24 protein-coding genes and 1 other RNA gene are annotated in these 25,677 nt (G+C 63.6%); 14 read left to right on the top strand and 11 right to left on the bottom strand.

Features of this window, described 5'->3' with window-relative positions; genetic code table 11:
- Positions 1-64: 64 nt before the first annotated feature.
- Positions 65-346, top strand: coding sequence for a hypothetical protein (locus AC0L2Z_RS12965; RefSeq protein ID WP_128167136.1), 282 nt, complete (start codon positions 65-67; stop codon positions 344-346).
- A gap of 7 nt (positions 347-353) precedes the next feature.
- Here AC0L2Z_RS12965 and AC0L2Z_RS12960 read toward each other — a convergent pair whose 3' ends face one another.
- On the bottom strand, positions 354-929 hold the full coding sequence (locus tag AC0L2Z_RS12960; RefSeq protein WP_473628188.1) for a TMEM175 family protein: 576 nt from the start codon (positions 927-929) through the stop codon (positions 354-356).
- 66 nt (positions 930-995) lie between these two features.
- Positions 996-2,024, bottom strand: coding sequence for a LacI family DNA-binding transcriptional regulator (locus AC0L2Z_RS12955; protein ID WP_473628187.1), 1,029 nt, complete (start codon positions 2,022-2,024; stop codon positions 996-998).
- A 197-nt stretch (positions 2,025-2,221) separates the two neighbouring features.
- Here AC0L2Z_RS12955 and AC0L2Z_RS12950 point away from each other — a divergent pair, with 197 nt between their 5' ends.
- The 5 genes from AC0L2Z_RS12950 to AC0L2Z_RS12930 all read left to right on the top strand — a co-directional run bounded on the left by AC0L2Z_RS12950 (position 2,222) and on the right by AC0L2Z_RS12930 (position 7,249).
- On the top strand, positions 2,222-3,250 hold the full coding sequence (locus tag AC0L2Z_RS12950) for a Gfo/Idh/MocA family protein (RefSeq protein WP_287064982.1): 1,029 nt from the start codon (positions 2,222-2,224) through the stop codon (positions 3,248-3,250).
- A gap of 2 nt (positions 3,251-3,252) precedes the next feature.
- Positions 3,253-4,158 carry a sugar phosphate isomerase/epimerase family protein gene (locus AC0L2Z_RS12945; protein ID WP_473628186.1) on the top strand — a complete coding sequence of 302 codons (906 nt, stop codon included), beginning with the start codon at positions 3,253-3,255 and terminating at the stop codon, positions 4,156-4,158.
- A 174-nt stretch (positions 4,159-4,332) separates the two neighbouring features.
- Positions 4,333-5,346, top strand: a complete 1,014-nt coding sequence (locus AC0L2Z_RS12940; protein ID WP_473628185.1) for a substrate-binding domain-containing protein — start codon at positions 4,333-4,335, stop codon at positions 5,344-5,346.
- Positions 5,347-5,402: 56 nt separating this feature from the next.
- Positions 5,403-6,200, top strand: a complete 798-nt coding sequence (locus AC0L2Z_RS12935; RefSeq protein WP_473628183.1) for an ATP-binding cassette domain-containing protein — start codon at positions 5,403-5,405, stop codon at positions 6,198-6,200.
- On the top strand, positions 6,197-7,249 hold the full coding sequence (locus AC0L2Z_RS12930) for an ABC transporter permease (RefSeq protein WP_473628182.1): 1,053 nt from the start codon (positions 6,197-6,199) through the stop codon (positions 7,247-7,249). The genes AC0L2Z_RS12935 and AC0L2Z_RS12930 overlap by 4 nt, the downstream gene beginning before the upstream one ends.
- Before the next feature lie 9 nt (positions 7,250-7,258).
- On the opposite strand, the gene AC0L2Z_RS12925 is transcribed toward AC0L2Z_RS12930, so the two are convergent.
- Positions 7,259-9,955, bottom strand: coding sequence for an ATP-dependent helicase (locus AC0L2Z_RS12925; protein WP_473628180.1), 2,697 nt, complete (start codon positions 9,953-9,955; stop codon positions 7,259-7,261).
- 335 nt (positions 9,956-10,290) lie between these two features.
- Between AC0L2Z_RS12925 and AC0L2Z_RS12920 the strand changes: the two genes are divergently transcribed.
- Positions 10,291-11,196, top strand: a complete 906-nt coding sequence (locus tag AC0L2Z_RS12920) for a dienelactone hydrolase family protein (RefSeq protein ID WP_473628179.1) — start codon at positions 10,291-10,293, stop codon at positions 11,194-11,196.
- On the opposite strand, the gene AC0L2Z_RS12915 is transcribed toward AC0L2Z_RS12920, so the two are convergent.
- Positions 11,197-12,102 (bottom strand): EamA family transporter, encoded by a 906-nt coding sequence (locus AC0L2Z_RS12915; RefSeq protein ID WP_473628177.1) that lies wholly within the window; start codon positions 12,100-12,102, stop codon positions 11,197-11,199.
- 41 nt (positions 12,103-12,143) lie between these two features.
- Between AC0L2Z_RS12915 and AC0L2Z_RS12910 the strand changes: the two genes are divergently transcribed.
- Entirely contained in the window at positions 12,144-12,677 is a 534-nt protein-coding gene (locus AC0L2Z_RS12910) for an Lrp/AsnC family transcriptional regulator (protein ID WP_473628175.1), read from the top strand.
- A gap of 247 nt (positions 12,678-12,924) precedes the next feature.
- On the opposite strand, the gene AC0L2Z_RS12905 is transcribed toward AC0L2Z_RS12910, so the two are convergent.
- The gene (locus tag AC0L2Z_RS12905) at positions 12,925-13,122 is read right to left on the bottom strand and encodes a hypothetical protein (protein WP_091594205.1); all 198 of its coding nucleotides are present in this window, start codon (positions 13,120-13,122) and stop codon (positions 12,925-12,927) included.
- A gap of 121 nt (positions 13,123-13,243) precedes the next feature.
- Positions 13,244-13,750 carry a thioesterase family protein gene (locus AC0L2Z_RS12900; protein WP_128174141.1) on the bottom strand — a complete coding sequence of 169 codons (507 nt, stop codon included), beginning with the start codon at positions 13,748-13,750 and terminating at the stop codon, positions 13,244-13,246.
- Positions 13,751-13,950: 200 nt separating this feature from the next.
- Between AC0L2Z_RS12900 and AC0L2Z_RS12895 the strand changes: the two genes are divergently transcribed.
- Positions 13,951-15,363 carry an FAD-binding oxidoreductase gene (locus AC0L2Z_RS12895; protein WP_128174139.1) on the top strand — a complete coding sequence of 471 codons (1,413 nt, stop codon included), beginning with the start codon at positions 13,951-13,953 and terminating at the stop codon, positions 15,361-15,363.
- Between the two features lie 94 nt (positions 15,364-15,457).
- The gene (locus AC0L2Z_RS12890) at positions 15,458-19,456 is read left to right on the top strand and encodes an AsmA family protein (protein WP_473628174.1); all 3,999 of its coding nucleotides are present in this window, start codon (positions 15,458-15,460) and stop codon (positions 19,454-19,456) included.
- Between the two features lie 20 nt (positions 19,457-19,476).
- Here AC0L2Z_RS12890 and AC0L2Z_RS12885 read toward each other — a convergent pair whose 3' ends face one another.
- From AC0L2Z_RS12885 to AC0L2Z_RS12870, 4 genes are all read right to left on the bottom strand, one after another.
- Positions 19,477-19,704 carry a ribbon-helix-helix domain-containing protein gene (locus AC0L2Z_RS12885; protein ID WP_023798778.1) on the bottom strand — a complete coding sequence of 76 codons (228 nt, stop codon included), beginning with the start codon at positions 19,702-19,704 and terminating at the stop codon, positions 19,477-19,479.
- A gap of 20 nt (positions 19,705-19,724) precedes the next feature.
- Positions 19,725-19,970 carry a DUF4169 family protein gene (locus AC0L2Z_RS12880; protein ID WP_128174135.1) on the bottom strand — a complete coding sequence of 82 codons (246 nt, stop codon included), beginning with the start codon at positions 19,968-19,970 and terminating at the stop codon, positions 19,725-19,727.
- An 18-nt stretch (positions 19,971-19,988) separates the two neighbouring features.
- Positions 19,989-20,522, bottom strand: coding sequence for an SspB family protein (locus tag AC0L2Z_RS12875; RefSeq protein WP_128174272.1), 534 nt, complete (start codon positions 20,520-20,522; stop codon positions 19,989-19,991).
- A 118-nt stretch (positions 20,523-20,640) separates the two neighbouring features.
- Positions 20,641-21,330 carry a TetR/AcrR family transcriptional regulator gene (locus AC0L2Z_RS12870; RefSeq protein WP_091594214.1) on the bottom strand — a complete coding sequence of 230 codons (690 nt, stop codon included), beginning with the start codon at positions 21,328-21,330 and terminating at the stop codon, positions 20,641-20,643.
- A 153-nt stretch (positions 21,331-21,483) separates the two neighbouring features.
- On the opposite strand from AC0L2Z_RS12870, the gene AC0L2Z_RS12865 reads away from it, so the two are divergent.
- Positions 21,484-22,689, top strand: coding sequence for a multidrug effflux MFS transporter (locus AC0L2Z_RS12865; protein ID WP_473628172.1), 1,206 nt, complete (start codon positions 21,484-21,486; stop codon positions 22,687-22,689).
- A 147-nt stretch (positions 22,690-22,836) separates the two neighbouring features.
- Here AC0L2Z_RS12865 and ssrA read toward each other — a convergent pair.
- Positions 22,837-23,193, bottom strand: a transfer-messenger RNA (tmRNA) gene (gene ssrA, locus AC0L2Z_RS12860).
- 171 nt (positions 23,194-23,364) lie between these two features.
- Between ssrA and AC0L2Z_RS12855 the strand changes: the two genes are divergently transcribed.
- The 3 genes from AC0L2Z_RS12855 (at position 23,365) to modA (ending at position 25,665) form a co-directional block, all read left to right on the top strand.
- Positions 23,365-23,676 (top strand): DUF2853 family protein, encoded by a 312-nt coding sequence (locus tag AC0L2Z_RS12855; RefSeq protein WP_023798783.1) that lies wholly within the window; start codon positions 23,365-23,367, stop codon positions 23,674-23,676.
- Between the two features lie 198 nt (positions 23,677-23,874).
- Positions 23,875-24,669 (top strand): thymidylate synthase, encoded by a 795-nt coding sequence (locus AC0L2Z_RS12850; RefSeq protein WP_473628171.1) that lies wholly within the window; start codon positions 23,875-23,877, stop codon positions 24,667-24,669.
- Between the two features lie 201 nt (positions 24,670-24,870).
- A complete protein-coding gene (gene modA, locus AC0L2Z_RS12845) occupies positions 24,871-25,665 on the top strand; it encodes a molybdate ABC transporter substrate-binding protein (protein WP_473628169.1) in 795 nt (264 codons plus the stop codon).
- The last annotated feature ends 12 nt before the right edge of the window (positions 25,666-25,677 follow it).

The raw sequence follows: 25,677 nt of genomic DNA, 5'->3' as shown, positions 1-25,677 counted from the left end.
GTCCTTGGGTTGACCATATCGGCAGGCGCTGCGCATGCTGTCCGCGTAAGAAGGAGATTACCGATTGACCGACTGGATCGAGATCCTGAAAGAACAGACCGCCACCGGCGACCAGATGAGCCGTGAGGTGCCGCAAATGCTTGCCAATCCCGACATCAGCGAAGCGCAAGTGAGAACGCTGTTTTCGGCGCTTGAAAAGCAGGCGGAGTTCGTCGAGAAGCTGCGCATGGCGCTGGAAAAATTCGGCCACGATTTTTCGGTGATCAAGGCGGCCGAGCGGCTGGAGGAGCGCTATGCCGACCTTGCGGCCTCGGTGGCGGAAAAGCTGAAGGCGATGCGGGGATAGGGCGGACCTATTTTTCGATCTGCTTTTCGAAACGCTTGTCCGGCACGAACCAGATCATGGCAACCAGCACATAGAGCGCAACGCTGATCCATTGATTGACTGACGTCAGTGGAATGGCGGCGATGTAGAGGACCACCGAGATCTTCTCCTTGCGATCGGTGCCTGCCGCTCTGGCGAAGGCAGTGTCGTTGCCATGCAGCCGGTGCAGGATGACGACCAGAATGAAGTAGGCGGCCGCGCAAAGCGCCAGGACAACACCGTAAACGGCGACAGGCACCGGCGCGAAATGGTTTTCGCCCATGAAGGCGGTGGTCACGGGCATCAGCGACAGCCAGAACAGCAGATGCAAATTCGCCCACAGCACGCGGCCATCGACCCGCTGCACGGTGTGGAACATGTTGTGCAGATTGTTCCAGTAGATGCCGACATAGATGAAGGACAGCACGTAGCTGAGAAAGGTGGGCCATAGCGGTGCCAGCCCGGAAAAATCCGCGCTATGCGGCACCTTCAATTCCAGCACCATGATGGTGATGATGATGGCCATGACGCCATCGGAAAATGCCTCGACCCGTCCCTTGCCCATGCATTCTCCCCTGCTGCGCCTGACTCATCCTAGGCGATCGACGTGGCTGGAGGGAAGGCCCGGCCATCACCAATCGCTGTCGCGCGCGATCAGCTCCAGCGGCCAGACCTCACGGATGATCCGCGCGCCTTCGGGGCCGGCGAAGGCGGGGATCGACGCCAGCAACATTTCGGCAAGCCGCCGTCCCATCGGCTCCAGGCGAGGGCGGAAGCCGGTCAGTGCCGGTGAAAAATAGCGGCAGAGCGGCGTGTCGACGATGACGATCACCGCAATGTCGTGGCCCGGCTTGATGCCCATCTCGGCCAGCGCCTTGCAGCCGCCGAGTGCCATAGCGTCATTGTTGAAGATGATGGCGGTCGGCGGGTCCTTGGAGCGCATGACCTGCGGCGTCACCGCGTCGCCGCCGGCCTCGTTGATGAAGCCTTTCGCGATCAGCCCGGGGTCGACCTCGATGCCGTGCCGCCGCAGGGCCTTGCGATAGCCGGCCAGGAACAGATAGCCGAAATTGAGGTTGAGGGACGGGCGGATGGCGGCGATGCGGCGGTGGCCGCGCGCCACCAGGCGGTCGACCGCGTCGGCCCCGGCTTTTTCGAAATCGAGGTCGAGCGACGGGTAGGTCTTGCCGCCGGAGCGGCTGCGGCCGAGCGTCGCGAACGGGAAGCCGACCCTGGTCAGGTAATCGATGCGCTCGTCCTCGCGACGCGTATAGGCCAGCACCACGGCGTCGGCCCGACGCGTCTCGACCACCCGGCGCAGGCGCTCCTGCTGGTAGTCGCCCGGCGCGCCCATCACCACGATCAGGTCGAGCCCGCTTTCGGCGAGTTTCGCCTGCAGCCCGGTCAGGAACGGAATGAAGAACGGCTCGCCATATTGCTGGTCGCCCGGGTGCGGCTGCAGCATGAAGGCGATCGAGTGGGTGGCGCCGCGGCGCAGGCTGCGGCCGGACTGGTTCGGCGAATAGTTCAGCTTTGCCGCCGCATCGAGCACGCGCTGGCGGGTGTCGGCATTGACGTCGGCACGGCCGTTGAGCGCGCGCGACACGGTGCCGATCGAAATGTTCAGGTGACGCGCAAGGTCGTGAATGCTGGACGCCAAAGGACAGTTCTCCCCCTTGCCTGGCTATCATCGACCGCTCTTCAGGCCAAGGTGATCTAGGTGATTTTCGCGAGCGGCCAATTGACATTCTACGCCTTCCGGTGTGTTCTCGTAAACGTTTACGGAAAAGCGTTTACGGTCATGCCGTGAATGCGTGACGACCGGTCTGGAGGGGCCGAGCGGAGGAGGAGCGCTGGATGATGAATGTCGTCCTGGTCGGCTGCGGAGCGATGAGCAAGCACTGGCTCGATGCGGCGAGGCAGATCGACGGGTTGGCTATTGTCGGCCTTGTCGATCTCGACGCCGACAGGGCGACGGCAAGGGCGCGCGAATACGAGCTTGCCGGCGCCATTGTCGGGACCAATCTTGACGCCGTGCTCGACCAGACCAGGCCAGACGCTGTGTTCGACGTCGTGGTTCCCGCGGCCCGGCGCGATGTCGCGCTTTCGGCCTTTGCCCATCATTGCCATCTCCTGACGGAGAAGCCGCTGGCTGACAGCCCGGAGAACGCGCGCGCCATCGTCGAGGCTGCCCGACGCGCCAGGCGCGTGCACGCCGTCGTCCAGAACCGCCGCTATGTCGCCAACGTCAGGCGCATCAGGCGTTTTCTCGATTCCGGCGCCATCGGTGCGCCAACCAGCATCCACGCCGAATTCTTCGTCGCGCCGCATTTCGGCGGGTTTCGCGAGGAGATGCGCCATGTCCTGCTGCTCGACATGGCGATCCATACTTTCGACGCCGCCCGCTACATGGTCGGCGGCGCGCCGGCCAGCGTCTACTGCCAGGAATGGGAGCCGGTCAATTCCTGGTACCGGCAGGGATCGTCGGCCACCGCAATCTTCGAGCTCGGCGGCGGCAAGCTGTTCACCTATGCCGGCTCCTGGTGCGCCGACGGGTTCCGCACCAGTTGGGAGAGCACATGGCGCATCGTCGCCGAGCACGGCAGCTTGGTCTGGGACGGTGAGGACGGACTGATGGCGGAAGTCGCGCGGCCTATCCGTGAAGGCCTGTTCGATCGCACTGAGCCGCTCGCCGTGCCGCCGCTCGATCCGAGAGACCGCATCGGCGGCCATCTCGGCATCATCCAGGATTTTGTGCGTGCCGTCGAAACCGGCAGCGAGCCGGAGACGCGCGGCGCCGACAACATCAAGAGCCTGGCCATGGTCTTTGCCGCGATCGAAAGCGCCGAAACCGGGCGCCGGGTCGCGATCGCACAGGAAGGGTGACGATGCCAAACCCGCTTCTCGACATCAGGATCGGCACCATGGTGCGGGCCAATCTCGATGACCCGGCCGCCTATATTAAGGCGATCCTGCCGCTCGGCTTCGAGAGCATCCAGCCCTTCTTCTGGCAGACGCTGGGCGACAAGGATCTTCCACGGCTGGCCGGCCAGATCCGCGAGGCGATCGGTGATGCCGATGTCGTCGTCTCCTCGCTCGGCGTCTTCGGCAATCCGCTGGAAAGCGGCGATGTCGATCGCGGCGTGCTTGATGCCTGGGAAACGGCCATCGACCATGCGCATCTGTTCGGCACCGCGATGGTCAGCGGCTTCACCGGCCGCCTCCGCGGCAAGCCGCTGCCCGACAGCCTGCCGCGCTTCCGCGAGGTCTGGGGACCACTGGCCCGGCGCGCCGCCGACAAGGGCGTGCGCATCGCCTTCGAGAATTGCGCGATGGACGGCAACTGGGCTGATGGAGACTGGAACATCGCCCACAATCCGGACGCCTGGGAGCTGATGTTCAACGAATTGCCAGATGACAATCTCGGCCTGGAATGGGAGCCCTGCCACCAGCTCGTCTACCTGATCGATCCGATCCCGCAGATCCGCAGATGGGCGCCGCGCATTTTTCATGTCCACGGCAAGGACGCGACGGTGCGCTGGGACGTGATCCGCGAGCATGGCGTGTTCGGCCGGCTGCCGTTCGTGCAAATGCGCACGCCTGGCTTCGGGGACAGCGACTGGACGCGGGTGATCAGCGAATTGCGGCTGGCCGGATACAGGGGCGCCATCGACATCGAAGGCTGGCACGACCCGGTCTATCGCGGCGACCTTGAGATTACCGGGCAAGTGCGGGCGCTGGACTACCTCAAGCAATGCCGGGGAGGTGCGACGTATCTGCCGAACCCGGCGTGAGGCTAATGCATGTCGCGCAAGAGCATTCCCTCTGGCCTGACCCAAGGGTGTGCAGCGGTTTTGCGACAACGACATGCATCAAACAGGGAGCCGGCCAGCGAAGCATTGCGGCGAGAAGCCGAAGCATTCGTCGAAGACCCCTCGGCTTGCGAGGGAACAAAGGGAGGAACGTGCATGAGCATCACGATGAGAAGGACAGTTCTGCGCTCGACCGTCATGGCGGCCGCCACGGCGCTCGCCGCCGCAATCTCCACCTTGCCCGCCCAGGCGCTCGATGCCCAGTGGTGCAAGGACGTCCACATCCGCTTCTTCGTCGGCGGCGCCGAGGGCGACGCCTTCGGCACCATCGTCTACAATGGCGCCAAGCAGGCCCAGGCCGATCTTGGGCCAAAGGTCGACTACATCTTCTCCCAGTGGGATGTCGAGAAGATGGTGCAGCAATTGCGCGAGGCCGTCGCGGTCAAGCCCGGCGGCATCGCCATGATGGGCCACCCTGGCGATGCTTCGATCATGCCGCTGGGCGAACAGGCGCACAAGGACGGCATCAGGATGATGTACCAGAACGTGCCGGTGCCGAAGGTCACGGCAGCGTTCGGCGGCGGCTATGTCGGCGCCCAGCAGGAAGAGCAGGGCCGCGCGCTCGGCGCCGAGGCGTTCAAGCTGGCCGGGCTCAAGGCCGGCGACAAGGCGATCATGATCGGCCCGTTCGAGAACGAGAGCCGCGGCGCACGCGAGCGCGGCACAGTCGCCGCCCTGAAAGAGGCGGGCGTCGAGGTCATCCAGCTCTCCTCGCCGCCGAGCGGCGAATGGGCTTCCGACCCTAATCTGGCCATTCCGGTGATTACCGCAGCACTCCTCAACAATCCCGATGTCAAGGCGGTTGGCTATCCCGGCGGACAGATGCTGGGCAACGTCCCGACCTACATGCAGGCGGCGGGCAGGAAGGCTGGCGATATCTTCAATTTTGGCTTCGACACCAGCCCGCAGATCGTCGAGGGCTTCAAGGGCGGCTGGGTCCAGCTGACGGCCGACCAGCAGCCGTTCCTGCAGGGTTATCTGCCGATCCTCAGCCTCTGCCAGCAGGTGGTGCTGGGCCTGGCGCCAATGAATGTCGACACCGGCGCCGGCTTCGTCACGCCTGACAATTACGAGATCGTCGCCGAGCTCGCCAAGCAGGCGCTGCGCTGACCTTTTGACACGGCTGCCGGTCTTCCGACCGCAGCCGGAACCAAGCGAGGATCGCCATGGCCGAACGCCTCATCGAACTGCGCGACATCAGCAAGTCCTACGGTCAGGTCTATGCGCTGGGTGGGGTCAATCTCAGCGTCGACCGCGGCGAGGTGGTCGGCCTGATCGGCGACAACGGCGCCGGCAAGTCGACGCTGATCAAGATCCTCTCCGGCGTGGTCAAACCGACCAGCGGCGAGATCCTCATCCGCGGCCAGCCGGTGACCGGCTGGAGCGCCGCGCGCTCTCGCGACGCCGGCATCGAGACGGTATTCCAGGACCGGGCGCTGGCCGTGCAGCAGACGATCGTGCGCAACATCTTCATGGGCCGCGAACTCACCGGCTTTCTCGGCTGGCTGAAGGTCAACAAGGAAATCGAGGAGGCGAGCCGGCTGATGCGCGAGATCGGCTTCACCTCGAAAGTGTTCACGCCGCAATCGATCGTTGGCCAGCTTTCCGGCGGCGAACGCCAGGGCGTGGCGATCGCCCGGGCAATCTACAAGCAGGCCGACCTGATCATCCTCGACGAGCCGACGACGGCGCTGTCGCTGACCGAGACCGCCAAGGTCTTCCATTTCGTGCGCCAGGTGCGGGCGAGCGGACGGTCGATCCTGTTCATCGGCCACAACATCCACCACGTCTTCGACGTCGCCGATCGTTTCGTCGTGCTGGACCGCGGCAAGGTGGCGCTCACCGCCGACCGCAGCCAGGTCAAGTCGGCCGAAGACCTCATCAACTTCATGGAAGACGTCGCGCATCCGGGTGGATTGCCGGGACTGCACGACGCCGGCGACCCGGAGCAGAGAGCACGATGAGCAAGACGATGGAGCCCGATCTGCAAGAGCCGTCCGCAGGCATCTCCCGTCCCGGCAATCCCCGGAAAGAGTGGAAACACCCATCCGATCACTGGATGCGCGGCTTCATCCTCGACAACCGCGCCGCACTTGGCACGCTTGCCGTGTTCGTGGTGATGATGACGGTGTTCATGATCGCCAACCCGACCGTCTTCACCACCTGGTATCTCTACAGTTCCGTGCTCACCACGCTGCCGGTTGCGCTGTTCGTGGTGGTGCCGCTGGTCTTCGTCGTCACCTGCGGCGAGATCGACCTGTCGTTTCCGGCGACGATGGGTTTTGCCTCATGGGTGTTCGCGCTGGTCGTGCAGGCCGGCTACGACCCGTTTCTCGGTATTGCCGCCGCCATTGCAACGGGCACGTTGCTCGGCTTCCTTGTCGGGTCGCTGGTCGTCTATGGCGGGCTGTCGTCGCTGATCGCCACGCTCGGCATGAACTTCCTGCTGCGCGGCCTGATCCAGATCATCAACGAAGGCAGGTCGACGGCGCTGACCAGCCTTGCCGACAGCTGGGCCTACAAGATGTTCTCCAGCCAGCTTTACGGCATCCCGGTGCAGATCTTCTGGGCCATTGGCTTTGTCGTGCTGTCGGCGCTGCTCTACAACAGGCATCGTTTCGGCGCGCAGGTGAAGGTGGTCGGCGACAATCCCGACAGCGCCCAGCAGATGGGCATCGACGTCAAGCGCGTGCGGGTGAAAGTATTCGTCTTCGTCGGCATCGGGGCGGCGATCGCCGGCACCTTCTCGGTGATGATCAACTTCACCTGGTGGCCGACGGCTGGCGACGGCTATTTGCTGCCGGTGCTGGCATCGGTGTTCGTTGGCGGCACGCCGACCTGGGGCGGCGTCGGCACCGTGGTCGGCGGCGCCATCGGCGCCGTCACCGTGTCATTCATCCAGACCGGCGTCGTCGCGGCAGGCCTGAGCGGCTTCTATGTCCAGTTCTTCAACGGGCTGATCATCATCCTGTCGCTGCTCGGCCACAAATGGAACCAGGCGCGGTATCGGTGAGAGGGACGCTCACACCCCGGTGACAAACCCGTCCAGCACGCGTTTCTGGCCGGCCTTGTCGAAGTCGATGGTCAGCTTGTTGCCGTCGATGGCGGCAATGTTGCCGTTGCCGAATTTCTGGTGGAAGACGCGGTCGCCGACATTGAAGGGGGATGGCGTGTCGGCGACGGATTTGGCGACCAGCTCGCCGTCGATGGTGCGGCCCTTGATCGAGGTGCGGCCGGCGCCATAGCCACTGTCGGTCTCGCCATAGCCGATGCGCTCGACCTGGTGGCCGGAGCGGGAGCCCCAGTTGCGGTCGGTCGCCTCGGTGCGGTTCTGCTGCGCGCGCTGCCAGCCCGGCGTTGCATAGGTGCTAGAGAAGGCGCCGGATTTTTCTGCGCCGACATTGTCGAAGCGCGAAGCGCCGTAAGGATTCTGCCGTCCTGCCGCCTGGCCGCCTCGTCCGGAGGCGAAGGAGCCGCCGCCATAGGCATTGCCGTAGCCGCCATAGGAGTTGCCGCTCTCGGCGACCTCGACATGGGCTTCCGGCAATTCATCGAGGAAGCGCGACGGGATCGTCGATTGCCACAGGCCGTGGATGCGGCGGTTGGAGACGAACCACAAATGCAGGTTCTTCTTGGCGCGGGTCAGCCCGACATAGGCCAGCCGCCGCTCTTCCTCGAGCCCGGAGCGGCCGCCCTCGTCGAGCGCGCGCTGATGCGGGAACAGTCCTTCCTCCCAGCCGGGCAGAAAAACCGTCTCGAATTCGAGGCCCTTGGCCGAATGCAGCGTCATGATGTTGACGGCGTCGAGCTCGGCGTTCTGCTCGGCGTCCATCACCAGCGCTACATGTTCGAGGAAGGAGCGCAGCGATTCGTACTCCTCCATGGAGCGGATCAGTTCCTTGAGGTTTTCCAGCCGGCCGGGCGCTTCTACCGAGCGGTCGTTCTTCCACATGTCGGTGTAGCCGCTCTCCTCCAGGATGGTCTCGGCCAGCTCGGTGTGCGGCGTGGTCTCCAGCGCCTTCTGCCAGCGCTCGAAATTGGCGGCGACTTCGCGCAGCGCTGCGCGCGGCTTTGGCTTCAGCTCGTCGCTCTCAGCGAGTTTTTCCGCAGCCTCCAGCATCGGGATGCGCAGCGCCCTGGCGGTGTCATGGATCTGGCGGATGGTGGCTTCGCCCAGCCCGCGCTTCGGCACGTTGACAATGCGCTCGAAGGCGAGGTCGTCTGCGCCTTGCGCTACGACGCGGAAGAAGGCCAGGGCGTCGCGGATTTCGAGGCGCTCGTAAAAGCGCGGGCCGCCGATGACGCGGTAGTTGAGGCCAAGGGTGACGAAGCGGTCCTCGAACTCGCGCATCTGGAAGGACGCGCGGACAAGAATGGCCATGTCGTTGAGATTGTGCTTCTGCCGCTGGTAGGCCTCGATGGTTTCGCCAACGGCGCGGGCCTCTTCCTCGGAATCCCAGGCGGCATGGACATGCACCTTCTCGTCGTCCTCGGCGATCTTTTCGGTGAACAGCGTCTTGCCGAAGCGGCTTTCATTGTGGGCGATGAGGTGGGAGGCGGTGCCGAGGATGTGCGCGGTGGAGCGGTAGTTGCGTTCCAGCCGGATGATCGTGGCGCCGGGGAAATCCTTGTCGAAGCGAAGGATGTTGTCGACTTCGGCCCCGCGCCAGCCATAGATCGACTGGTCGTCGTCGCCGACGCAGCAGATGTTGACTTTATTTTCGCTCACGGGCTGTTCCGCGCCTGCCGGCGCGGGCCCGACCCCCCCTTTTTGCGCGCCTTCGGCGTCGCGGGAGGGACCTCGCAACGGCTCGGACGCCCGGTCGGGCTTGCGGCCTTCGGCCGTTCGCAAACCTGTTGATGTTGAAGCTCGTCCGGCATCCGGCCGCTGCGCCAGCAGCCGCAGCCACATGTATTGGGCGGTGTTGGTGTCCTGGTACTCGTCGACGAGGATGTAGCGGAAGCGCTTGTGGTATTCCTTCAGCACGTCCGGATTGGCGCGGAAGATACGGATCGGGTGGCACAGGAGATCGCCGAAGTCGCAGGCGTTCAGCGTCTTCAGCCGCTCCTGATAAGCCTTGTAGAGTTCACGCCCCTTGCCGTTGGCGAAGGCGCGGGCGTCGCCCTCGGCAATCTCGGCAGGGCCAAAGCCCTTGTTCTTCCAGCCGTCGATCATCTGGGCGAACTGCTTGGCCGGCCAGCGCTTGTCGTCCAGCCCTTCGGCCTGGATGAGCTGCTTGATCAGGCGCACGACGTCGTCGGTGTCGAGAATGGTGAAGTCGGATTTGAGCCCGGCAAGCTCGGCGTGTCTGCGAAGCAGCTTCACGCCAATCGAGTGGAAGGTGCCGAGCCACGGCATGCCCTCAACATTGCCTTCGCCGATCAGCAGGCCGATGCGCTGCTTCATCTCGCGCGCAGCCTTGTTGGTGAAGGTGACGGCGAGGATCTGGGACGGGAAAGCCTTACCGGTGGCGAGGATGTGGGCGATGCGAGTGGTCAAGACGCGCGTCTTGCCGGTGCCGGCGCCGGCCAGCACCAGCACCGGACCCTCGGTGGTTTCCACCGCCAGCCGCTGCTCGGGGTTGAGCCCGTTCAGATAATCGGGCGCATTGGCATGGCCGCTGCGGGCAGCCATGGCGCGCGCAGCAATGCCCGACGGGGCCACGGGCCGCGCGTTCGGTTCATCAAAAAAAGGCATATCTTCCGAAAAGCCGGACATCTCCCCCGAATGTAGTGATTCGGCAGCGAAAGGCCAGAAGTGTCTCCGTTTTGTTCTCTGTCCAGCCGGGGGAGTTGCAAATCCTATGGCACGCCAGCCATAGCGCCGGCCTGCTCGACAGGCACGGCGGGTCGGAGAAAGTGGGACGCAAATGCGCGGTTGCCCATGGGCGCGCCGCGGAGCGCACCTGTCGGAAGGAGTATCATCCTGGACCAGCCGCCGGTCTGGCGGACCTGCACTCGCGTCAGCAGCGCCTCACCGATCCGTGACTGGACCGTGCGGGCTTCTACCCTATCTTGCGCGGCGGACATGTTCCCGAAGCCGAGGAGAGCGCCATGACAAAACCGAGCCCTGCCAACCCCGCCGTCAACAGACCCGCCATTACCCAGGCTATGATCGACGCGTATGACGAATACACGCATCTGACGCTCGACCGGCGGCGCTTCATGGAACAATTGACCAGGCTTGCCGGATCAGGTGCGGCGGCCGCCGCAATCGCACCGCTGCTGGCGGCGAATTCAGCCCGAGCGGCGATTGTTGCCGAGGACGATTCACGCGTGACCGGCGAGGACATCAGCTATCCCGGCAGCGGTGGCGAGGTGAAGGGCTATCTGGTCAAGCCGGCCGGCCAGTCCGGCAAGCTCGGCACCGTCATCGTCGTGCATGAGAACAGGGGGCTCAACCCGCATATACGCGATGTGACGCGGCGCGTGGCGCTGGAAGGCTTCGTTGTGCTCGCCCCGGATTTCCTGTCGCCGCTCGGCGGCACGCCGGCCGACGAAGACAAGGCGCGCGAGCAGTTTTCCAAGCTCGATCCGGCGCAAACCACTGCCAATGCGGTCGCAACGGTCGCTTTCCTTAGGGGCAGCGAGGATGGCAACGGCAAGGTCGGCGCGGTCGGCTTCTGCTGGGGCGGCGCCACGGTGAACACACTGGCTGCCAATGCGCCGGATCTGGCTGCCGCTGTCGCCTATTACGGCATGCAGCCGAAGGCCGAGGATGTGCCGAAGATCAAGGCGGCGCTGCTGCTGCATTATGCCGGGCTCGACACCCGCATCAATGCCGGTATCGACGCCTTCAGGAAGGAGCTCGATGCAGCCGAAGTCGAGTACACGATCCATGTCTATGAAGGCGCCAATCATGCCTTCAACAATGACACGTCGGCGGCTCGCTACGACAAGAACGCGGCGGACCTCGCCTGGGGCCGGACGATCGCCTTTCTCAAGGAGAAGCTTGCCTGATCAGGCATTTGCCGGTTTGTGAAAAGCGACGCCGGCCACTACCAGCGCGATGCCGATGCAATCGGTAAGGCTGGGTATCTGGCGGAGCACAATGACGCCGATCAGCGTGGCGGTGACCGGCAGCAACGACAGCATCAGCGCGAAGCTCGATCGCGGCAGCCGCGACATGGCAAGCTGGTCGCAGATATAGGGGATGACCGAGGAGCAGATGCCGACGCCGATGGCGGCGATGAGCAGTGGCGGCGCCGAGAAAGCCGGCAGCGCATCGGTGAAGCCGATCGGCAGCACGATGAGAAAGGCGACCGCCATGGCTGCGCCCAGTCCGGCGATGCCCTCGCCAGCGCCGGCGCGGGAAACGCGATGGCCAAGCACGATGTAGCCGACGAACAGCGCGCCGTTGAGGAAGGCCCAGAACAGGCCAATCGGGTCGCTTGACCATTTGACGTCGATCAGCAGCAAGGTGCCGATAACGGCAACGGCAAGCGCTGCGAAATTGCGCGGGCTTCTGACGCCGACCAGCGCAACGCCGATGGTGCCGACGAATTCGATCGCCGCGACCAGCGAGATCGGCAAGCGGTAGAGTGCCAGGTAAAAGGAGCAATTCATCACGCCGAGGCAAGCGCCGAAACCGAGAAGCAGCAGCCGTGTCGGCCGGTCGGCGCGGGCGAAGGCCGTCCACGGCCGGGTCAGCGGCGCGAAGACAAGGGCGGCCGTAACTATGCGCAGCCAGGCCATGCCGAGCACGCCGACATGCGGGAAAAGCAGCACGGCGAAAGCCGGCCCGAGATAATGAAACACAGCGCTGACACCGAACCAGACATGCGGCGGCAGCGATGTCGCCAGCCTGCCAAAGACAGGGCCGGCGAGGGCAGGGATAGCAGCTGGGGCTTGCGCTTGATCATCCATAGGATCATTATCGCAGGCAGATTTACCTGTTTACATGGGCAATGGCCAACCAAAGAGACCATTTATTTTCCAGAAACAAGGAGTTTTTCCTGAAACGTATTCGAAACGAAAATGCTGATCTGGATGCGGCGGATCTGAAAATCCTGCGCCTGCTGGAAAAGGATGCGCGCACCAGCACCGCCGAACTGGCGCGCTCGGTCGGCCTGTCGGCGCCGAGCGTGGCCGAGCGCATCAAGCGGCTGCAGGAGAGCGGCGTGATCGAGGCCTATACTGTGCGGATCAACCCGGCAGCGCTCGGCATGAAGCTGTCGGCATGGCTGCGGATCAGGCCGGTGCCCGGGCAGTTGGCTGCGGTCGCCGAGATCATCCGCGACTTGCCGGAAATCGCCCAGTGCGATCGGGTGACCGGCGAGGACTGTTTCATCGCGCTGGCGCATGTCGGTTCGGTGGCCGAACTCGAACGGGTGATCGACCGCATCATTCCGTTTGCGATGACCAACACCGCAATCATCCAGTCGTCGCCGGTGGTGGCGCGTTCGCCGCTGGCGGCAGTGTTCGTCAATACATCTGCTTAACTGGAAAAAGTCGCGCCGCCCCTCATCGCCCTGCCGGGCACTTCTCCCCGTATAGTGACGGGGAGAAGGACGCTGTCATCAATGGTTTCGCCAAATTGCGGGCATTGCTGAAAGAACGCCGAGGCTGCGGCAAGCTCACCTTCTCCCCGTCACTATACGGGGAGAAGGTGGCGGCAGCCGGATGAGGGGCGACGCAAACGCCCCAGAAAAAGCAATCGAACAACGAACCTACTTGTTCCCGCACCGATCAGGCGTGGCCGCGCTTCATCCGCGCCTGCTTCAGGATGGCGCGCCAGCGGATCATGGCGAAAGGGATCGGTTCGTTGTTGTTGGCGATGGTAAAAATTTCGTAGTTGAGGTTCTTCAGCGATCGCCAGAAATCATAGTCGCTGATGCGTGGGTCGGCCGCCAGCCTGTCCGCCTCGACCTTGATATCGGTTTTCATGTAATTTCCCCGAACCGCTTCAGCCCCCGCCGCCAGTATCGCAATGCGGACGGTTTTCGAACACCCGGCTGAGTCGTTCAACGCCTCAATTCGGCTTGTTCACGTTAAAACCTTGGTAAGGTTAACGGCGGTCTGACTGCGGCTCAAGCGTCTTGCGACGAATACCGATCGAACGGCCGGCGCGCTCAGGCATCGGCAGCGCCGCATGGGCGGCGCGCATGACTTCGACCTTGGCCAGGACATCGGCCGGGAAGGGCGCCACCTTCGGTCCGGACATGTCGACATGCAGCGACAATGATTCGGACGTGGCAGCGAGCCAGCCGTCGACATGGCGGATTTCCTGGTAGGCTCGCAGCCGCTTGTCGTCATGGTCGAGCAGCTGGAACGAGACATCGACCTTGTGGTCGAGATGCAGCTCCCTGACATAGCAGACATGGACTTCCGCCGTGTAGATGGTCAGCCGGCGCTGCTTCGCATAGTCCGGCCCCATCCCCATCATTTCGAACGCTTCGTCGGAACAGCGGTCGAACAGCACGTTGTAATAGGCCATGTTGAGATGGCCGTTATAGTCGATCCAGTCTTTTTCGATGGCCATGGGAGCAGAGGCGAAGGGGGCGGCGGTGGACATCGAAAACTTCCTTCTGGCTGGACAGGACGTGGTCGGGAGACTAGAGCGACGTGCGTCCAATTGGACGCACAAAGTACGCTCTAGCACATTGAATCTTCGCATCGTGCTTTCCGAAAATCGATTTCGATTTTCGGGCCGATGCGATAGGCATCCATAAGTCCATAACAAGGGTGGACGCTGGTCCATTCGCGGAGGAATAGATGGCTCTGAGCGACCTCAATCCGGTCGAGCGCAACGAAGAAGGCATCGCCGCGGTGCTCGGCATCCTCAAGCAGCGGCTCGGCGAACGGTTCCAGACCGGCCAGGCGATCCGCACCCAGCACGCGCATACCACCACCTACATTCCAACCCAGGCGCCGGATGGCGTGGCATTTCCGCAGACGACACCGGAGGTGCAGGAGATCGTGTCGGCCTGCGCCGCGCACCGCGTGCCGGTGATCGCCTTCGGCGTCGGCTCTTCGCTGGAGGGCCACACCAACGCGCCGGGTGGCGGCATTTCTGTCGATACGTCGCGGATGAACCGCATCCTCGCGGTCAACCCGCAGGATCTCGATTGCACGGTTGAGCCCGGTGTTACGCGCGAGGATCTCAACCGGCACCTGCGCGACACCGGCCTGTTCTTTCCGATCGATCCGGGCGCCAATGCATCGCTCGGCGGCATGGCGGCGACGCGGGCGTCGGGCACCAATGCCGTGCGTTATGGCACGATGCGCGAGAATGTATTGTCGCTGACGGCGGTGATGGCCGACGGCGAGACGGTGACGACCGGCAAGCGCGCAAAAAAGAGCTCGGCCGGCTACGATCTGACGCGGCTCCTGATCGGCTCCGAAGGCACGCTCGGCATCATCACCCAGCTGACGCTTAAGCTGCAGGGCATTCCGCAGGCGATTTCCGGCGGCGTCTGTCCGTTTCCCAGCGTCGAGGCGGCCTGCAATGCGGTGATCGCGACGATCCAGATGGGCATTCCGGTGGCGCGCATCGAACTGGTCAATGCGCTGCAGATGCGGGCGATGAAGAGCTATTCGAAACTTGACTATCCCGAAAGCCCGTGCCTGTTCGTCGAATTCCATGGCAGCGACGCCGGCGTTGACGAGCAGGCCGAAACCTTCGGCACGATCGCCGAAGAGTATGGCGGCGGACCATTCCTGTGGACCAGCGTCGCCGAGGAGCGGACGAAGCTGTGGAAGGCCAGGCACGACGCCTATTGGTCGTCGCTGACGCTGCGGCCGGGCGCCAAGGGGCTGTCGACCGACGTCTGCGTGCCGATCTCGCGCTTTGCCGAATGCGTCACGCAAACCGAAGCCGACATCGCCGAGATGGGGCTGATCGCGCCGATCGTCGGCCATGCCGGTGACGGCAATTTCCATGTGCTGGTGCTGATGGACGCGGACGATCCGAAGGAAATCGAGCAGACGGAAGAGTTTGTCGCGCGGCTGAACATGCGGGCGATCGGCATGGATGGAACCTGCACCGGCGAGCACGGCATCGGACAAGGCAAGATCGGCTTCCTGCGCCATGAACTCGGCCACAGCGTCGACATCATGCGCACGATCAAGCAGGCGCTCGATCCGCAGAACATTATGAACCCTGGGAAGATACTGCCGGCCGACTAAAGTCTTTTGCTTTTGGGGCGATCGATTTGCCTCTTTATCGACACGCTGATGCGGGTAGAGTGCGGCTGATTTTCAATCGACTGCTTGGGGGTTGATGCTCGCACGTTTGTTCGTGATCTTCGGTGGCTTTTTCGTGCTGGTGCTGTGTGCGGCGCTGGTGGTGCCGTATTTTATCGACTGGACGGGCTACCGGGCCGATTTCGAGCGCGAGGCGAGCGCCATTCTGGGCCGCAAGGTCACCGTTCAGGGCGATGCAACGGCGAAATTGCTGCCGTTTCCCTCGGTGACCTTCTCGAATGTCACTGTCGCCGGCGGCCCCGGCGGCCGGCCGGCAATGACCGTCGAGACCTTTTCGATGGATGCCGAACTGGCGCCCTTCCTGAGCGGCGAGGTGCTGATCTTCGACATGCGGCTGGTGCGGCCGAAGGCGACGATCGACATTGCCGCCGACGGCACGGTCGACTGGGCGATACGCCCGTCCTCGCCCTACGATCCCAGCCAGATCTCGATCGAGAAGCTGACGGTGACCGACGGAGAGATCGCGCTGCGCCATGCCGCCGGTGGCCGCAGCCATCGTCTTTCCGAGATCAATTCGACAATCTCTGCCAGATCGCTGGCTGGACCCTGGCGGATGGATGGTTCGCTGCGGCTCGACGGCCTGCGCAGCACGGTCGTCGTCTCCACCGGCAAGGCCAGTGGCGACGGACAATTGCGGCTCAGGCTCAAGGCCGACCCAGACGCCTATCCGCTGGTCATCGAAGCGGATGGCAATGCCGGCATTGTCGACGGGGCCGCGATCTATTCGGGCCGGTTCAAGGTCACAAGTTCTGACAGGAATGGCGCCGACAAGCGTTTGCCGCAGCTTGATGGCACCGACGGTGAGAAGGCCAGCGCCGGCAAGCCGGAACCGGGGTTCAGACTGAACGGCAAGTTCTCGCTAGACCACCGGAAGCTTGGCGTCGACGAATTCCGCTTCGAGACCGGGCCACTCGACAATCCCTACACCGCCGACGGCAAGGCTGCCGTCGACCTTGGGCCGAACCCTCGCTTTTCAATCGAGGCCGATGGCGCTCAGGTGCAGTTCGATGAAGCCGTCGGCGCCGCGACCGGACTGACGCTGTCCGAGCGCGTCGCTGCGTTGGAGCAGGCGCTGCTCGCCCTGCCCAAGCCGACCATACCGGGCACCGTCGAGGTGAAGCTGCCGGCGGTGGTGGCCGGCGACACGACGGTTCGTGACGTGCGCCTTTCCGCCGAGCCGGCCGATGCCGGCTGGTCGGTGAAGTCGCTGGGCGCGACGCTCCCGGGCCGTGCCAGGCTGGAAGCAAACGGCATGCTCAGTCTCGAGGATCAGTTCGGCTTCAGCGGTTCGCTGCTTCTGGCCGTGGGGCAGCCTTCCGGCTTCGCCGCCTGGCTGTCGAAGGATGTCGACGAGGCGATCCGCCGGCTTCCGGCCGCCGGCTTCAAGGCCAAGGTCGACCTGTCCGGGAACCGCCAGGCCTTCAGCGACCTCGAACTCGTTCTCGGCAAGGCGAAATTTTCCGGCCGCATCGATTCCAGCCAGGGCGAAGACGCCAGGCCGTCGGTGCTGATGCGGCTCGACGGCGGCGAGCTCGACGTCGACGGGCTCGCCGCCTTCGCCTCGATCTTCATCAGCGACAAGGGCGCCAACCGATTTTCCGACCGCGACCTCGATTTCCAGATCAAGGCCGGGCCGGTCAGCGCCGGCGGACTGACCGCCGATACGGTCGATACGGCGCTCAGGCTGCGCGACGGGCTGCTTGAAATCGACCGGCTCTCGGTCGGCGGACTTGCCGGCGCCTCGATCAGCGCCACCGGCCGGATCAAGGATTTCCCAGCGAGCCCGACCGGCAAGCTCGATGCCTCGGTGGTCGCCGTCGATCTCAAGCCGTTGGTCGATGTCGCGGCGAAGCACTATCCCGACAATGCCGTGCTGAAAGGGCTGGCGAGGCGTGTCGCCGCCTATCCCGAGCTGTTGCAGAATGCGCGCATCGATCTGGTGACAAGTGCCGCCGCCAATGGCGACGGCACGACGGGACTGGCGGTCAGCGCGCAAGGCAGGGCAGGCGGCTCGGCGTTTTCAGCATCGCTGTCCGGCAAAGGACTGGCCGATCGGCTTCTCGAGGCGACGGTGTCGTTGACCTTCAACGCCAGGAATACCGACGCCACCGCGCTTCTGGCGCTTTACGGCCTGCCGGCGCTGCCGCTCGGCATGCTTGGCGAGGCGACCACTGATGTCTCGGCGAAAGGCACGCTTGGCGGCGGCATGGCGACGAGCTTCAACCTGACCGGCGACGATTTCAAAGCCGGTTTCGACGGGACGATCGCCAGCGCGCCGCAAGGCGCCACCGCCAAGGGCAAGATCGGCCTGGAAGCCGCCGATATCGAGCCGTGGCTGATGACGACAGGCGTCGGGCTGCCGGGCCTGGGGACAGGCATGTCGACTTGGCTTGCGGCCGACGCCGACTTCGGCAACGGCCGTCTGGTGCTGTCCAGCCTCAGCGGCGCCGTCAACGAGGCTGCGGTTTCCGGCGACCTCAATGTCGGCGTCGCCGACGGGCTGCCGCATCTTGCCGGCGCGCTGGCGCTCGATGAGCTGGATCTCGACCCGATGGCGGTGGCAGTGTTTGGCGACCAGGCCTTTGTGGGCTCCGGCAGGGCTTGGCCGGCCGCCCCGTTCAGCCAGAAACCCATCCTGCCGTTCACCGCCGAACTCGAGTTGACCACGGCGTCGCTGGTCGCCGGCCCGTTGGCCACGACCTATGACGCGGCGCTTTCGCTGAAGCTCGACCACGAAGGCATCCGCGTTTCGGACCTCAAGGCAAAGTTCGCCGGCGGCGCGCTTTCCGGACTGTTCGAGCTGAAGAACAATGACGGCACCGGGTTTTTCTCCGGCCAGCTGAAACTTGCCGGCGCCGATCTGGCCACCGTGCTGCCAGAGACCGGCATCAGCGGAACCGGCGATTTCTCGGCGGCGCTCTCGACCAGTGGCAAATCGGTCGATGCGATGGTTGCGGCGCTGTCCGGTTCCGGCACGGCGGCGCTGAAAGGCTTGACCATTGCCGGCGTCAATCCCGCCGCCTTTGGCGCCTTCATCGCCAAGGCCGACGCCATTGGGCGCGATATCGACGCGGCCAAGACCGCCGGCTTCGCGCCGCAGATCGCCGCGGACGGCAGTTTTCCGGCTGGGGATGCCGACATCGCCTTCACAATCGCTGGTGGCACGCTGAGGGCGCCGCCGGTCAATCTTGAAAATCCGGCGGCGACGCTGTCGGCCGACATCATGGCGGACCTGAAGGCCAGCATGGTCGCTGCCATTGGTTCGATCACTTATCGGCCGGGCGACGAAGCGCTGGTCGGCTCCGATCCGACCGTGAATTTCAGCGTTGACGGGCCGTTCGGCGCCGCGAAGCGGCGGTTCGACAGTGAGCCGCTGGCGCAGTTCCTGACCCAGCGCGCGCTGGAAAAGGAGCAGCAGCGGGTCGAGGCGATGCAGGCAGCGCTGCTTGAAAAGCAGCGGTTGCGGCGCGAGGTGCGTTACTACGCGGCCCTGCAAGCCGAGCGCGACAGGGCAGCCGAAGAATTGCGCAAGCAGCAGGAGGCGGCGCGGCTGAAAGCCGAGGCGGATGCCAGGGCGAAAGCCGAAGCCGAGGCAAAGGCTAAAGCCGAAGCGGAGGCGAAGGCCAAGGCGGATGCGCAGGCGAGGGCTGAAGCCGAGGCTAAAGCCAAAGCCGAGGCGAAGGCTGAAGAGGAGGTTAAAGCCAAGGCTGAAGCCGAGGCCAAGGCTAAGGCGGATGCCGAAGCGAGAGCCAAGGCGGCGCAAAAAGCGGCGGACGAGGCGGCGAAGGCCGAGGAACAGCGACGTCGGAAAGCGGAAGAGGCGAGGCGGATCGCTGCGGAACAAAAGGCAAGGCTCGACGCCGAGCGCAGGGCCGCCGCCGAGCAGGCGCAGAAAATCGAGCGGGCGCGTCAGCCGCCGGCCAATGACAACCCGCCGCCTTCAGGACCCGCGCCAAAACCCACGCTTGAACCCTCGTCGATCGAAAATCTGCTGAAGTCGCTCGGCGGCGGATAGCCTCTAGCTAACCATCCGGGCTAGACCGGTTTCATCCCTCGCTTCGCCCAATCCAGGACGTAGAGCCTGAGCGCCGAGGACAGGTTGGCATCGCGCGGCCGGGCCTCGTCGATTTCGGCGACGAGGGCTGCGAGAGTCAGTTTGCGCGCGGCGGCGATGGCGACGAGATCGTCGAAAAACGGCTTTTCGAGCGAATAGCTGGTGCGATGGCCGCGAATGGTCACCGAGCGTTTCTCGACCGGGCTCACCGGACCTGACTCATTTCACTTCAGGCATCGGACTTGTCCGAAAACCCCGCCGCATTTTTCGGTCTGACTTCAGGGCAATCCGCATCGCCCGAGGTTTCGCGGCGATGGCCGGCGACAAATCTTTCTGCCTTGTCGGCGATCGAACGGTCACGCTCCCGGTCGGCCTTGGAGCGGCCGTGCAGCGCCCGGTTCAGTTCGGCCAGGCGCTCCTGCTCGGCTCGTGCCTTCTGCTTGCGGGCCTGCCGGAGGTTGACGATGTCGGCCATGTCGCGAGGCCCGTCGGATCACTTCTTGCGGAAGGCGTCGAGCGATACCACTTCGGCGCCCTTGGCGGCGGCGTCGGCTGCGGCCGGCTTCTTTTCGGCCTCAGCGGCCTTCTTCTTCTCGGGCTTTTTCTCGGCGACGACGGCCAGCGGTTCGGAAGCGGGCTTGCCGGTCAATTCCCCTTCTGCCGAGGTTTCCGTCTTCACGTCGAATTCGAGCTCGAAATTGACGGACGGGTCGTAAAAGCCGCGCACGGCCGAGAACGGGATTTCCAGCTTTTCCGGCACGTCGGAGAACGACAGCCCGACCTCGAAGCCGGTGTCGGTCACCTTCAGGTCCCAATACTGGAACTGGATGACGATGGTCATCTGTTCGGGATAGCGCTCCCGCAAGCGGGAAGACACGCGCACGCCGGGGGCGCCGGTCAGGAAAGTGATGAAGAAATGATGGTTGCCGGGGAGGCCGGTGCGCGCGACTTCGGCCAGGACCTTGCGCATGACGCCGCGCAGTGCCTCCTGGGCCAGAATGTCGTAGCGAATGTGGTCGTCGGCCATGTCGCTGTCGGGTTCCGTTGAATCGTCCGCATAGCTGTAATCAAGCTTGAGCGCGGCGTAAACCGGATATAGATGCCGGCAGCACAGATGCGAGAGGACATGCCTCAGATTTGATCGCTCAGGCGCCAGCGAGCGCGCTGTGCTTTTGCGCATCGGCCGCCGGCTGCCGCTTGGCGAAGGCGCGCAGGAAGGTGCGTACGCCATGTGTCGCGGATTGCAGCACTTCATCATCGGTCGGCGTGCCGCCGAGCATGAAGGTCGTCTGCAATTCGGCATTGGCGAGGGCCTGGAACTGGCGCGCCGCGACATCGGGGTCCTCGATGTCGAGGAAACCGGCATGGGCGAGGCGGGCGAAACGGGCGGCGATCGCCGGCCATGTCCTGCCCGGTCCCAGTTCGCGCCATTCGGCAAACAGCTCGGGATAGCGCTCGCCCTCGGTCTGGATCAGCTTGCGCAGGAACTTTCCGTCGCGGCTGCAGATACAGTTGCGGGTCATGCGCACGGCGAAGGCGATCAGATCGGCCTCGAGATCCTTCGGCTGGTCGGGAAAGGTTGAAATGGTGGCGAAGATGCCGGCATTGCAGCGCTCGGTGAGATCGCGGACGATGGCGACGAAGAGTTTCTCCTTGTCGCCATGGTGATTGTAGATCGTCTGGCGCGACACGCCGGCCTCGGCGGCAATCATGTCGATATTGGCGCCGGCGAAGCTTTCGCGGCAGAACACCGCGCCGGCAGCGTCCATGATCGAGGCGCGCTTTGCCTCATGGCCGCGTGGCGGGATGCTGTCAGGAGAAACGTCGTGCTTCATGAAAACTATATAGAGGTGATTGACGAATTAGACAAGAGTGTCTAAATTTATGGACTTAGATTTAGAGGAATTCCCCCTGCAGGAATTCCACGGGATGGGACGTCCCAGGATTACACGCCGGTCGGCAAACCAGATTGAAAGAAGCCCGCTATCATGAATCCCCAATTCCTCCGCATCGCGGTTGTGCTCGGCCTGTTGTCGGCCATCGGTCCGTTCGCCATCGACATGTATCTTCCGGCGCTGCCTTCGATCGGCGCAGATCTGCAGGCCAGCACCGCAGCCGTGCAGATGAGCTTGCTGATCTTCTTTCTGTCCATGGGTTTTGGCCAGATCGTCGTCGGACCGATCTCCGACATGGTCGGGCGCAAGCTGCCGCTCTATGGCGGCCTCGCCCTGTTCATGGTCGGCGGCATCGGCTCGGCGCTGGCGCCCTCGGTCGAATGGCTGATCGCCTTCCGTTTCCTGCAAGGGCTCGGCGCCAGTGCAGGCATGGCGGTGCCGCGCGCCATCGTGCGTGACCTGCACACCGGCACCGAAGCTGCCAAGCTGATGTCGCTCCTGATGCTGGTGTTTTCGGTGTCGCCGATCCTGGCGCCGCTGACCGGCAGCGTCATTATCGAGAATTTCGGCTGGCGTGCCGTGTTCTGGACGGTGACCGGTGGGGCGGTGCTCGCCACCATCCTGCTGGCGACCTCGCTGAAGGAGACGCGGCCGGTCGAGGCGCGTGCAGGCAGTTCGTTCGGCACCGCGCTGTCGGCCTATCGCTTCCTGATCGGCGACCGCAACTTCCTTGGCCTGGCGGCCATCGGCGGCTTCGGGCTGGCGAGCTTCTTCGTCTATCTGTCGAGCTCCTCCTTCATCCTAATAGAACACTACGGGCTGTCGCCGTCGGTCTACAGCGTGTTCTTCTCGATCAACGCGGTCGCCTTCATCGGCATGTCGCAATTGACGGGAACGCTGTCCGAAAGGTTCGGGCTGAGGCCGGTGGTGCGGGTCGCGGTGGTCGGCTATGCGACGACGATGGTGGTGCTGTTCGCGGTGATGGCGTCCGGCCTCGATCGGCTCGACGTCATGGCGGCGCTGCTGTTCGTCGGCTACGGGTTCCTCGGCCTGGTGATCCCTGCGACTTCGGTGCTGGCCATGGAGGAGCATGGCGCGATCGCCGGCACGGCCTCGGCACTGATGGGCACCCTGCACTTCGCCATCGGCGCGGTCGCCATGGGCATCGCCGGGGTGTTCTTCGACGGCACGCCGCTGCCTATGGTGGCCGGCATCATGCTTTGCGCGGTGATCTCGTTCACGCTGGCCAAGGTGACGCTCGGCCGCGGACGGCAGGTTGTCGAAGCGCCGGCAGAATAGATGCTTTCCAGTGAGAGCAATGAAAAGGCCGGGTCAGTCCCGGCCTTTTTCGCGTCTGGGCGCGGCCGCGCGGCCAGCAAACCTGCTGCCGTCACAGTATCGAGGTGAGATGGGGATCGGAGGGAAAGTTGGAATCGAAGCAGGAGAAGTGGAGGTTTCTGTTGCCAGGTACCTCCGAACCCCGCCTAGAAGTGCGAACCACTAGGGCTTGATTTGAAGCTATCGCACCGCTTACGCGGCGAGACGTGCTTCCGCATAGTTGTCGTTGGCAACTATAAGTTCAGCCCGATAACGGTGGTACAATGCCGGGCAAAAGTACGATCTTTACACCTTCGTCGATCCTATTTCGCCCCCAGCAAAAGCCGCTCTTCGCAGAGCGGTTTTTGGTGGAGGCGCCGGGTACCGCCCCCGGGTCCGAACGGCTTATTTCATCGCCTGTTTATCGCCATAGTCGGTCGAGCCGACGAAACAGATATAGGGACCGATCGTGAAAAATGAAAGGCCTCAATGATGCTTTGTCCGCTGTCTCAAACAGCATCGCCAAAGGCTTGACTTGTCAACGCTCTCAACCGAAGCTTTGCGGCGGTGAGGAGTTACCGACTAGCGCACATTTTGCGGCAGCGCGCCACAACCCTCATCGACTGGATCTCGTGGCGCCGACGAGGGGAAAATTTGATGGCCGATTATCTCGCAGACGTGAAGAAGTACGACGCCGCGGCGGATGCCGACGCGGTCGCCAAGATCGTGAAGCATTTGGGCATTGCGCTCAGGAATCGTGATTCCTCGCTGGTCTCCTGCACGGATCCCGACGAACTCGGTCGCGTCAAGGCCAGCTGGGTTGCCAAAAAGCTCGGCGTCGACGACGGCAGCAAGGCGGACGCCGCCATCGAAAAGACCTGCAAGGCGATGGAGGCCGATAACACCAAGAGCCGGGTGACCTTTTATTACCTGGTTGCCAAGGAGCTGGGCAAGCTCGCCAGCCTCTGAGGATCGCATGTCAATTTGCGGATGCTGACGCGGGCAGCTCTTTCTCCCCGTCACTATACGGGGAGAATTGCCCGGCAGGGCAATGAGGGGCGGCGCAAACGACCGTAAGAGAAAGCGACTCTGGTGCCGTTTTGACATATTCGGCCGGCAGCCAGTCGGTTATGATTGCCTAACCCGAATCGAGCCCCCGAATCGCCGATGCGCCAATATCTCGACCTCTTGAAGCACGTGCTGGAAAACGGCGCCGATCGCGGTGACCGCACCGGCACCGGAACGCGCTCGGTGTTCGGCTACCAGATGCGCTTCGACCTCGCGCGCGGCTTTCCGGTCACCACCACCAAGAAGCTTCACCTGAAGTCGATCGTGCATGAACTTCTGTGGTTCCTGGCCGGCGACACCAATATCAAATATCTCAACGACCACGGCGTCTCGATCTGGGACGAATGGGCCGACGAGAATGGCGACCTCGGCCCGGTCTACGGCAAGCAATGGCGCTCCTGGCCGGACGGCCATGGCGGCGCCATCGACCAGATGGCCAATCTCTTGAAGGAGATACGCAAGAATCCTAATTCCCGACGGCTGATCGTTTCGGCGTGGAACCCGGCCGAAGTGGAAGCCATGGCGCTGCCACCCTGTCATTGCCTGTTTCAGTTCTATGTCTCGGAAGGCAGGCTCTCCTGCCAGCTCTACCAGCGTTCCGCCGATATCTTTCTCGGCGTGCCGTTCAACATCGCTTCCTATGCGCTGCTCACCATGATGGTGGCGCAGGTCACGGGGCTGAAGCCCGGCGATTTCGTCCATACGCTGGGCGATGCGCATCTTTATGCAAACCATTTCGAGCAGGCGCGCGAACAGTTGCAGCGCACGCCCAAGGCGCTGCCGACGCTATGGATCAATCCGGAGGTGAAGGACCTTTTTGCCTTCCGCTTCGAAGATCTCCGGCTGGAAAACTACCTCGCCGATGCGACGATCAAGGCGCCCATCGCGGTGTGAGCCGCAACATCGGGCTTTTTGCTTTGTCTCAAATTGCTCGCCGGTGCTGTGTCGTCCGCCCGCGAGCGGTGGCGGTGTCATGCAGTGCCGTCGGCGGGCTATTGGGCTAAGTCAGGCAAAAAGCCTTCCCTTGTTATATTCAGGCGGATATATCGACTGACAGGGTCGCGCCGATCGGATTTCAAGCTCCGGGAGAGTTTCATGCTGGTGCGCAAGGGTTTCGGATTGAAGGCGGCCGCCATTGGCGGTCTTGCGATATTGATCGCCGCCATGCCGGTTGCCCATGCCGATGACAGGCTGATCGTCTTTGCCGCCGCAAGCATGAAGAACGCACTGGATGCAGTGAACACCGCCTGCGCCGCCGATGTCGGCGAGGCGGCGACCATTTCCTATGCGGCAAGCTCCGCATTGGCCAAGCAGATCGAGGGCGGCGCGCCGGCCGACGTCTTCATCTCGGCCGATCGCGACTGGATGAACTATCTGTCCGACAAGAAGCTGACCAAGCCGGGTTCCGAGGTGAAATTGCTCGGCAACCAGATCGTGCTGGTGGCGCCGAAGGATTCGACGGTCGAAACCAGGATCGAAAAGGGTTTTGATCTTGCCGGGCTGATCGGTGACGGCAGGCTTGCCATGGGCGATTTCCAGGCGGTGCCGGCCGGCAAATATGGCAAGGCGGCGCTTGTATCGCTCGGCGTCTGGTCCTCGATCGAAGACAAGTTGGCGCAGGCCGAGAACGTGCGTGCCGCGCTCAAGCTGGTCTCCACAGGTGAGGCAGGGCTCGGCCTCGTCTACGCCACCGACGCGCATGCCGAGCCCGGCGTCAAAGTGATCGGCACCTTCCCGCAGGATTCGCACCCGCCGATCGTCTACCCGGTTGCCCAGATCGCGGATTCGAAGGACAAGCATGCGTCGGCATTCCTAAAGTGCCTGCAATCCGCCAAGGCAGGCGAGCTCTTCAAGGCGCAAGGTTTTACGGTCCTCACGCCGAGCAACTGAGGCACGCCAAAA

The sequence above is a fragment of the Mesorhizobium sp. WSM4850 genome (assembly GCF_055811735.1).
This window is presented reverse-complemented; position numbering and strand designations above follow the sequence as displayed.

What these genes read in the sequence shown, in the direction of transcription:
- AC0L2Z_RS12960 (WP_473628188.1), bottom strand. Translation starts at nt 929, where the DNA reads ATGGGCAAGGGACGGGTCGAGGCATTTTCCGATGGCGTCATGGCCATC.
- AC0L2Z_RS12950 (WP_287064982.1), top strand. Translation starts at nt 2,222, where the DNA reads ATGATGAATGTCGTCCTGGTCGGCTGCGGAGCGATGAGCAAGCACTGG.
- AC0L2Z_RS12945 (WP_473628186.1), top strand. Translation starts at nt 3,253, where the DNA reads ATGCCAAACCCGCTTCTCGACATCAGGATCGGCACCATGGTGCGGGCC.
- AC0L2Z_RS12940 (WP_473628185.1), top strand. Translation starts at nt 4,333, where the DNA reads ATGAGCATCACGATGAGAAGGACAGTTCTGCGCTCGACCGTCATGGCG.
- AC0L2Z_RS12935 (WP_473628183.1), top strand. Translation starts at nt 5,403, where the DNA reads ATGGCCGAACGCCTCATCGAACTGCGCGACATCAGCAAGTCCTACGGT.
- AC0L2Z_RS12930 (WP_473628182.1), top strand. Translation starts at nt 6,197, where the DNA reads ATGAGCAAGACGATGGAGCCCGATCTGCAAGAGCCGTCCGCAGGCATC.
- AC0L2Z_RS12925 (WP_473628180.1), bottom strand. Translation starts at nt 9,955, where the DNA reads ATGTCCGGCTTTTCGGAAGATATGCCTTTTTTTGATGAACCGAACGCG.
- AC0L2Z_RS12920 (WP_473628179.1), top strand. Translation starts at nt 10,291, where the DNA reads ATGACAAAACCGAGCCCTGCCAACCCCGCCGTCAACAGACCCGCCATT.
- AC0L2Z_RS12915 (WP_473628177.1), bottom strand. Translation starts at nt 12,102, where the DNA reads ATGGATGATCAAGCGCAAGCCCCAGCTGCTATCCCTGCCCTCGCCGGC.
- AC0L2Z_RS12910 (WP_473628175.1), top strand. Translation starts at nt 12,144, where the DNA reads ATGGCCAACCAAAGAGACCATTTATTTTCCAGAAACAAGGAGTTTTTC.
- AC0L2Z_RS12905 (WP_091594205.1), bottom strand. Translation starts at nt 13,122, where the DNA reads ATGAAAACCGATATCAAGGTCGAGGCGGACAGGCTGGCGGCCGACCCA.
- AC0L2Z_RS12900 (WP_128174141.1), bottom strand. Translation starts at nt 13,750, where the DNA reads ATGTCCACCGCCGCCCCCTTCGCCTCTGCTCCCATGGCCATCGAAAAA.
- AC0L2Z_RS12895 (WP_128174139.1), top strand. Translation starts at nt 13,951, where the DNA reads ATGGCTCTGAGCGACCTCAATCCGGTCGAGCGCAACGAAGAAGGCATC.
- AC0L2Z_RS12890 (WP_473628174.1), top strand. Translation starts at nt 15,458, where the DNA reads ATGCTCGCACGTTTGTTCGTGATCTTCGGTGGCTTTTTCGTGCTGGTG.
- AC0L2Z_RS12880 (WP_128174135.1), bottom strand. Translation starts at nt 19,970, where the DNA reads ATGGCCGACATCGTCAACCTCCGGCAGGCCCGCAAGCAGAAGGCACGA.
- AC0L2Z_RS12875 (WP_128174272.1), bottom strand. Translation starts at nt 20,522, where the DNA reads ATGGCCGACGACCACATTCGCTACGACATTCTGGCCCAGGAGGCACTG.
- AC0L2Z_RS12870 (WP_091594214.1), bottom strand. Translation starts at nt 21,330, where the DNA reads ATGAAGCACGACGTTTCTCCTGACAGCATCCCGCCACGCGGCCATGAG.
- AC0L2Z_RS12865 (WP_473628172.1), top strand. Translation starts at nt 21,484, where the DNA reads ATGAATCCCCAATTCCTCCGCATCGCGGTTGTGCTCGGCCTGTTGTCG.
- AC0L2Z_RS12855 (WP_023798783.1), top strand. Translation starts at nt 23,365, where the DNA reads ATGGCCGATTATCTCGCAGACGTGAAGAAGTACGACGCCGCGGCGGAT.
- AC0L2Z_RS12850 (WP_473628171.1), top strand. Translation starts at nt 23,875, where the DNA reads ATGCGCCAATATCTCGACCTCTTGAAGCACGTGCTGGAAAACGGCGCC.
- modA (WP_473628169.1), top strand. Translation starts at nt 24,871, where the DNA reads ATGCTGGTGCGCAAGGGTTTCGGATTGAAGGCGGCCGCCATTGGCGGT.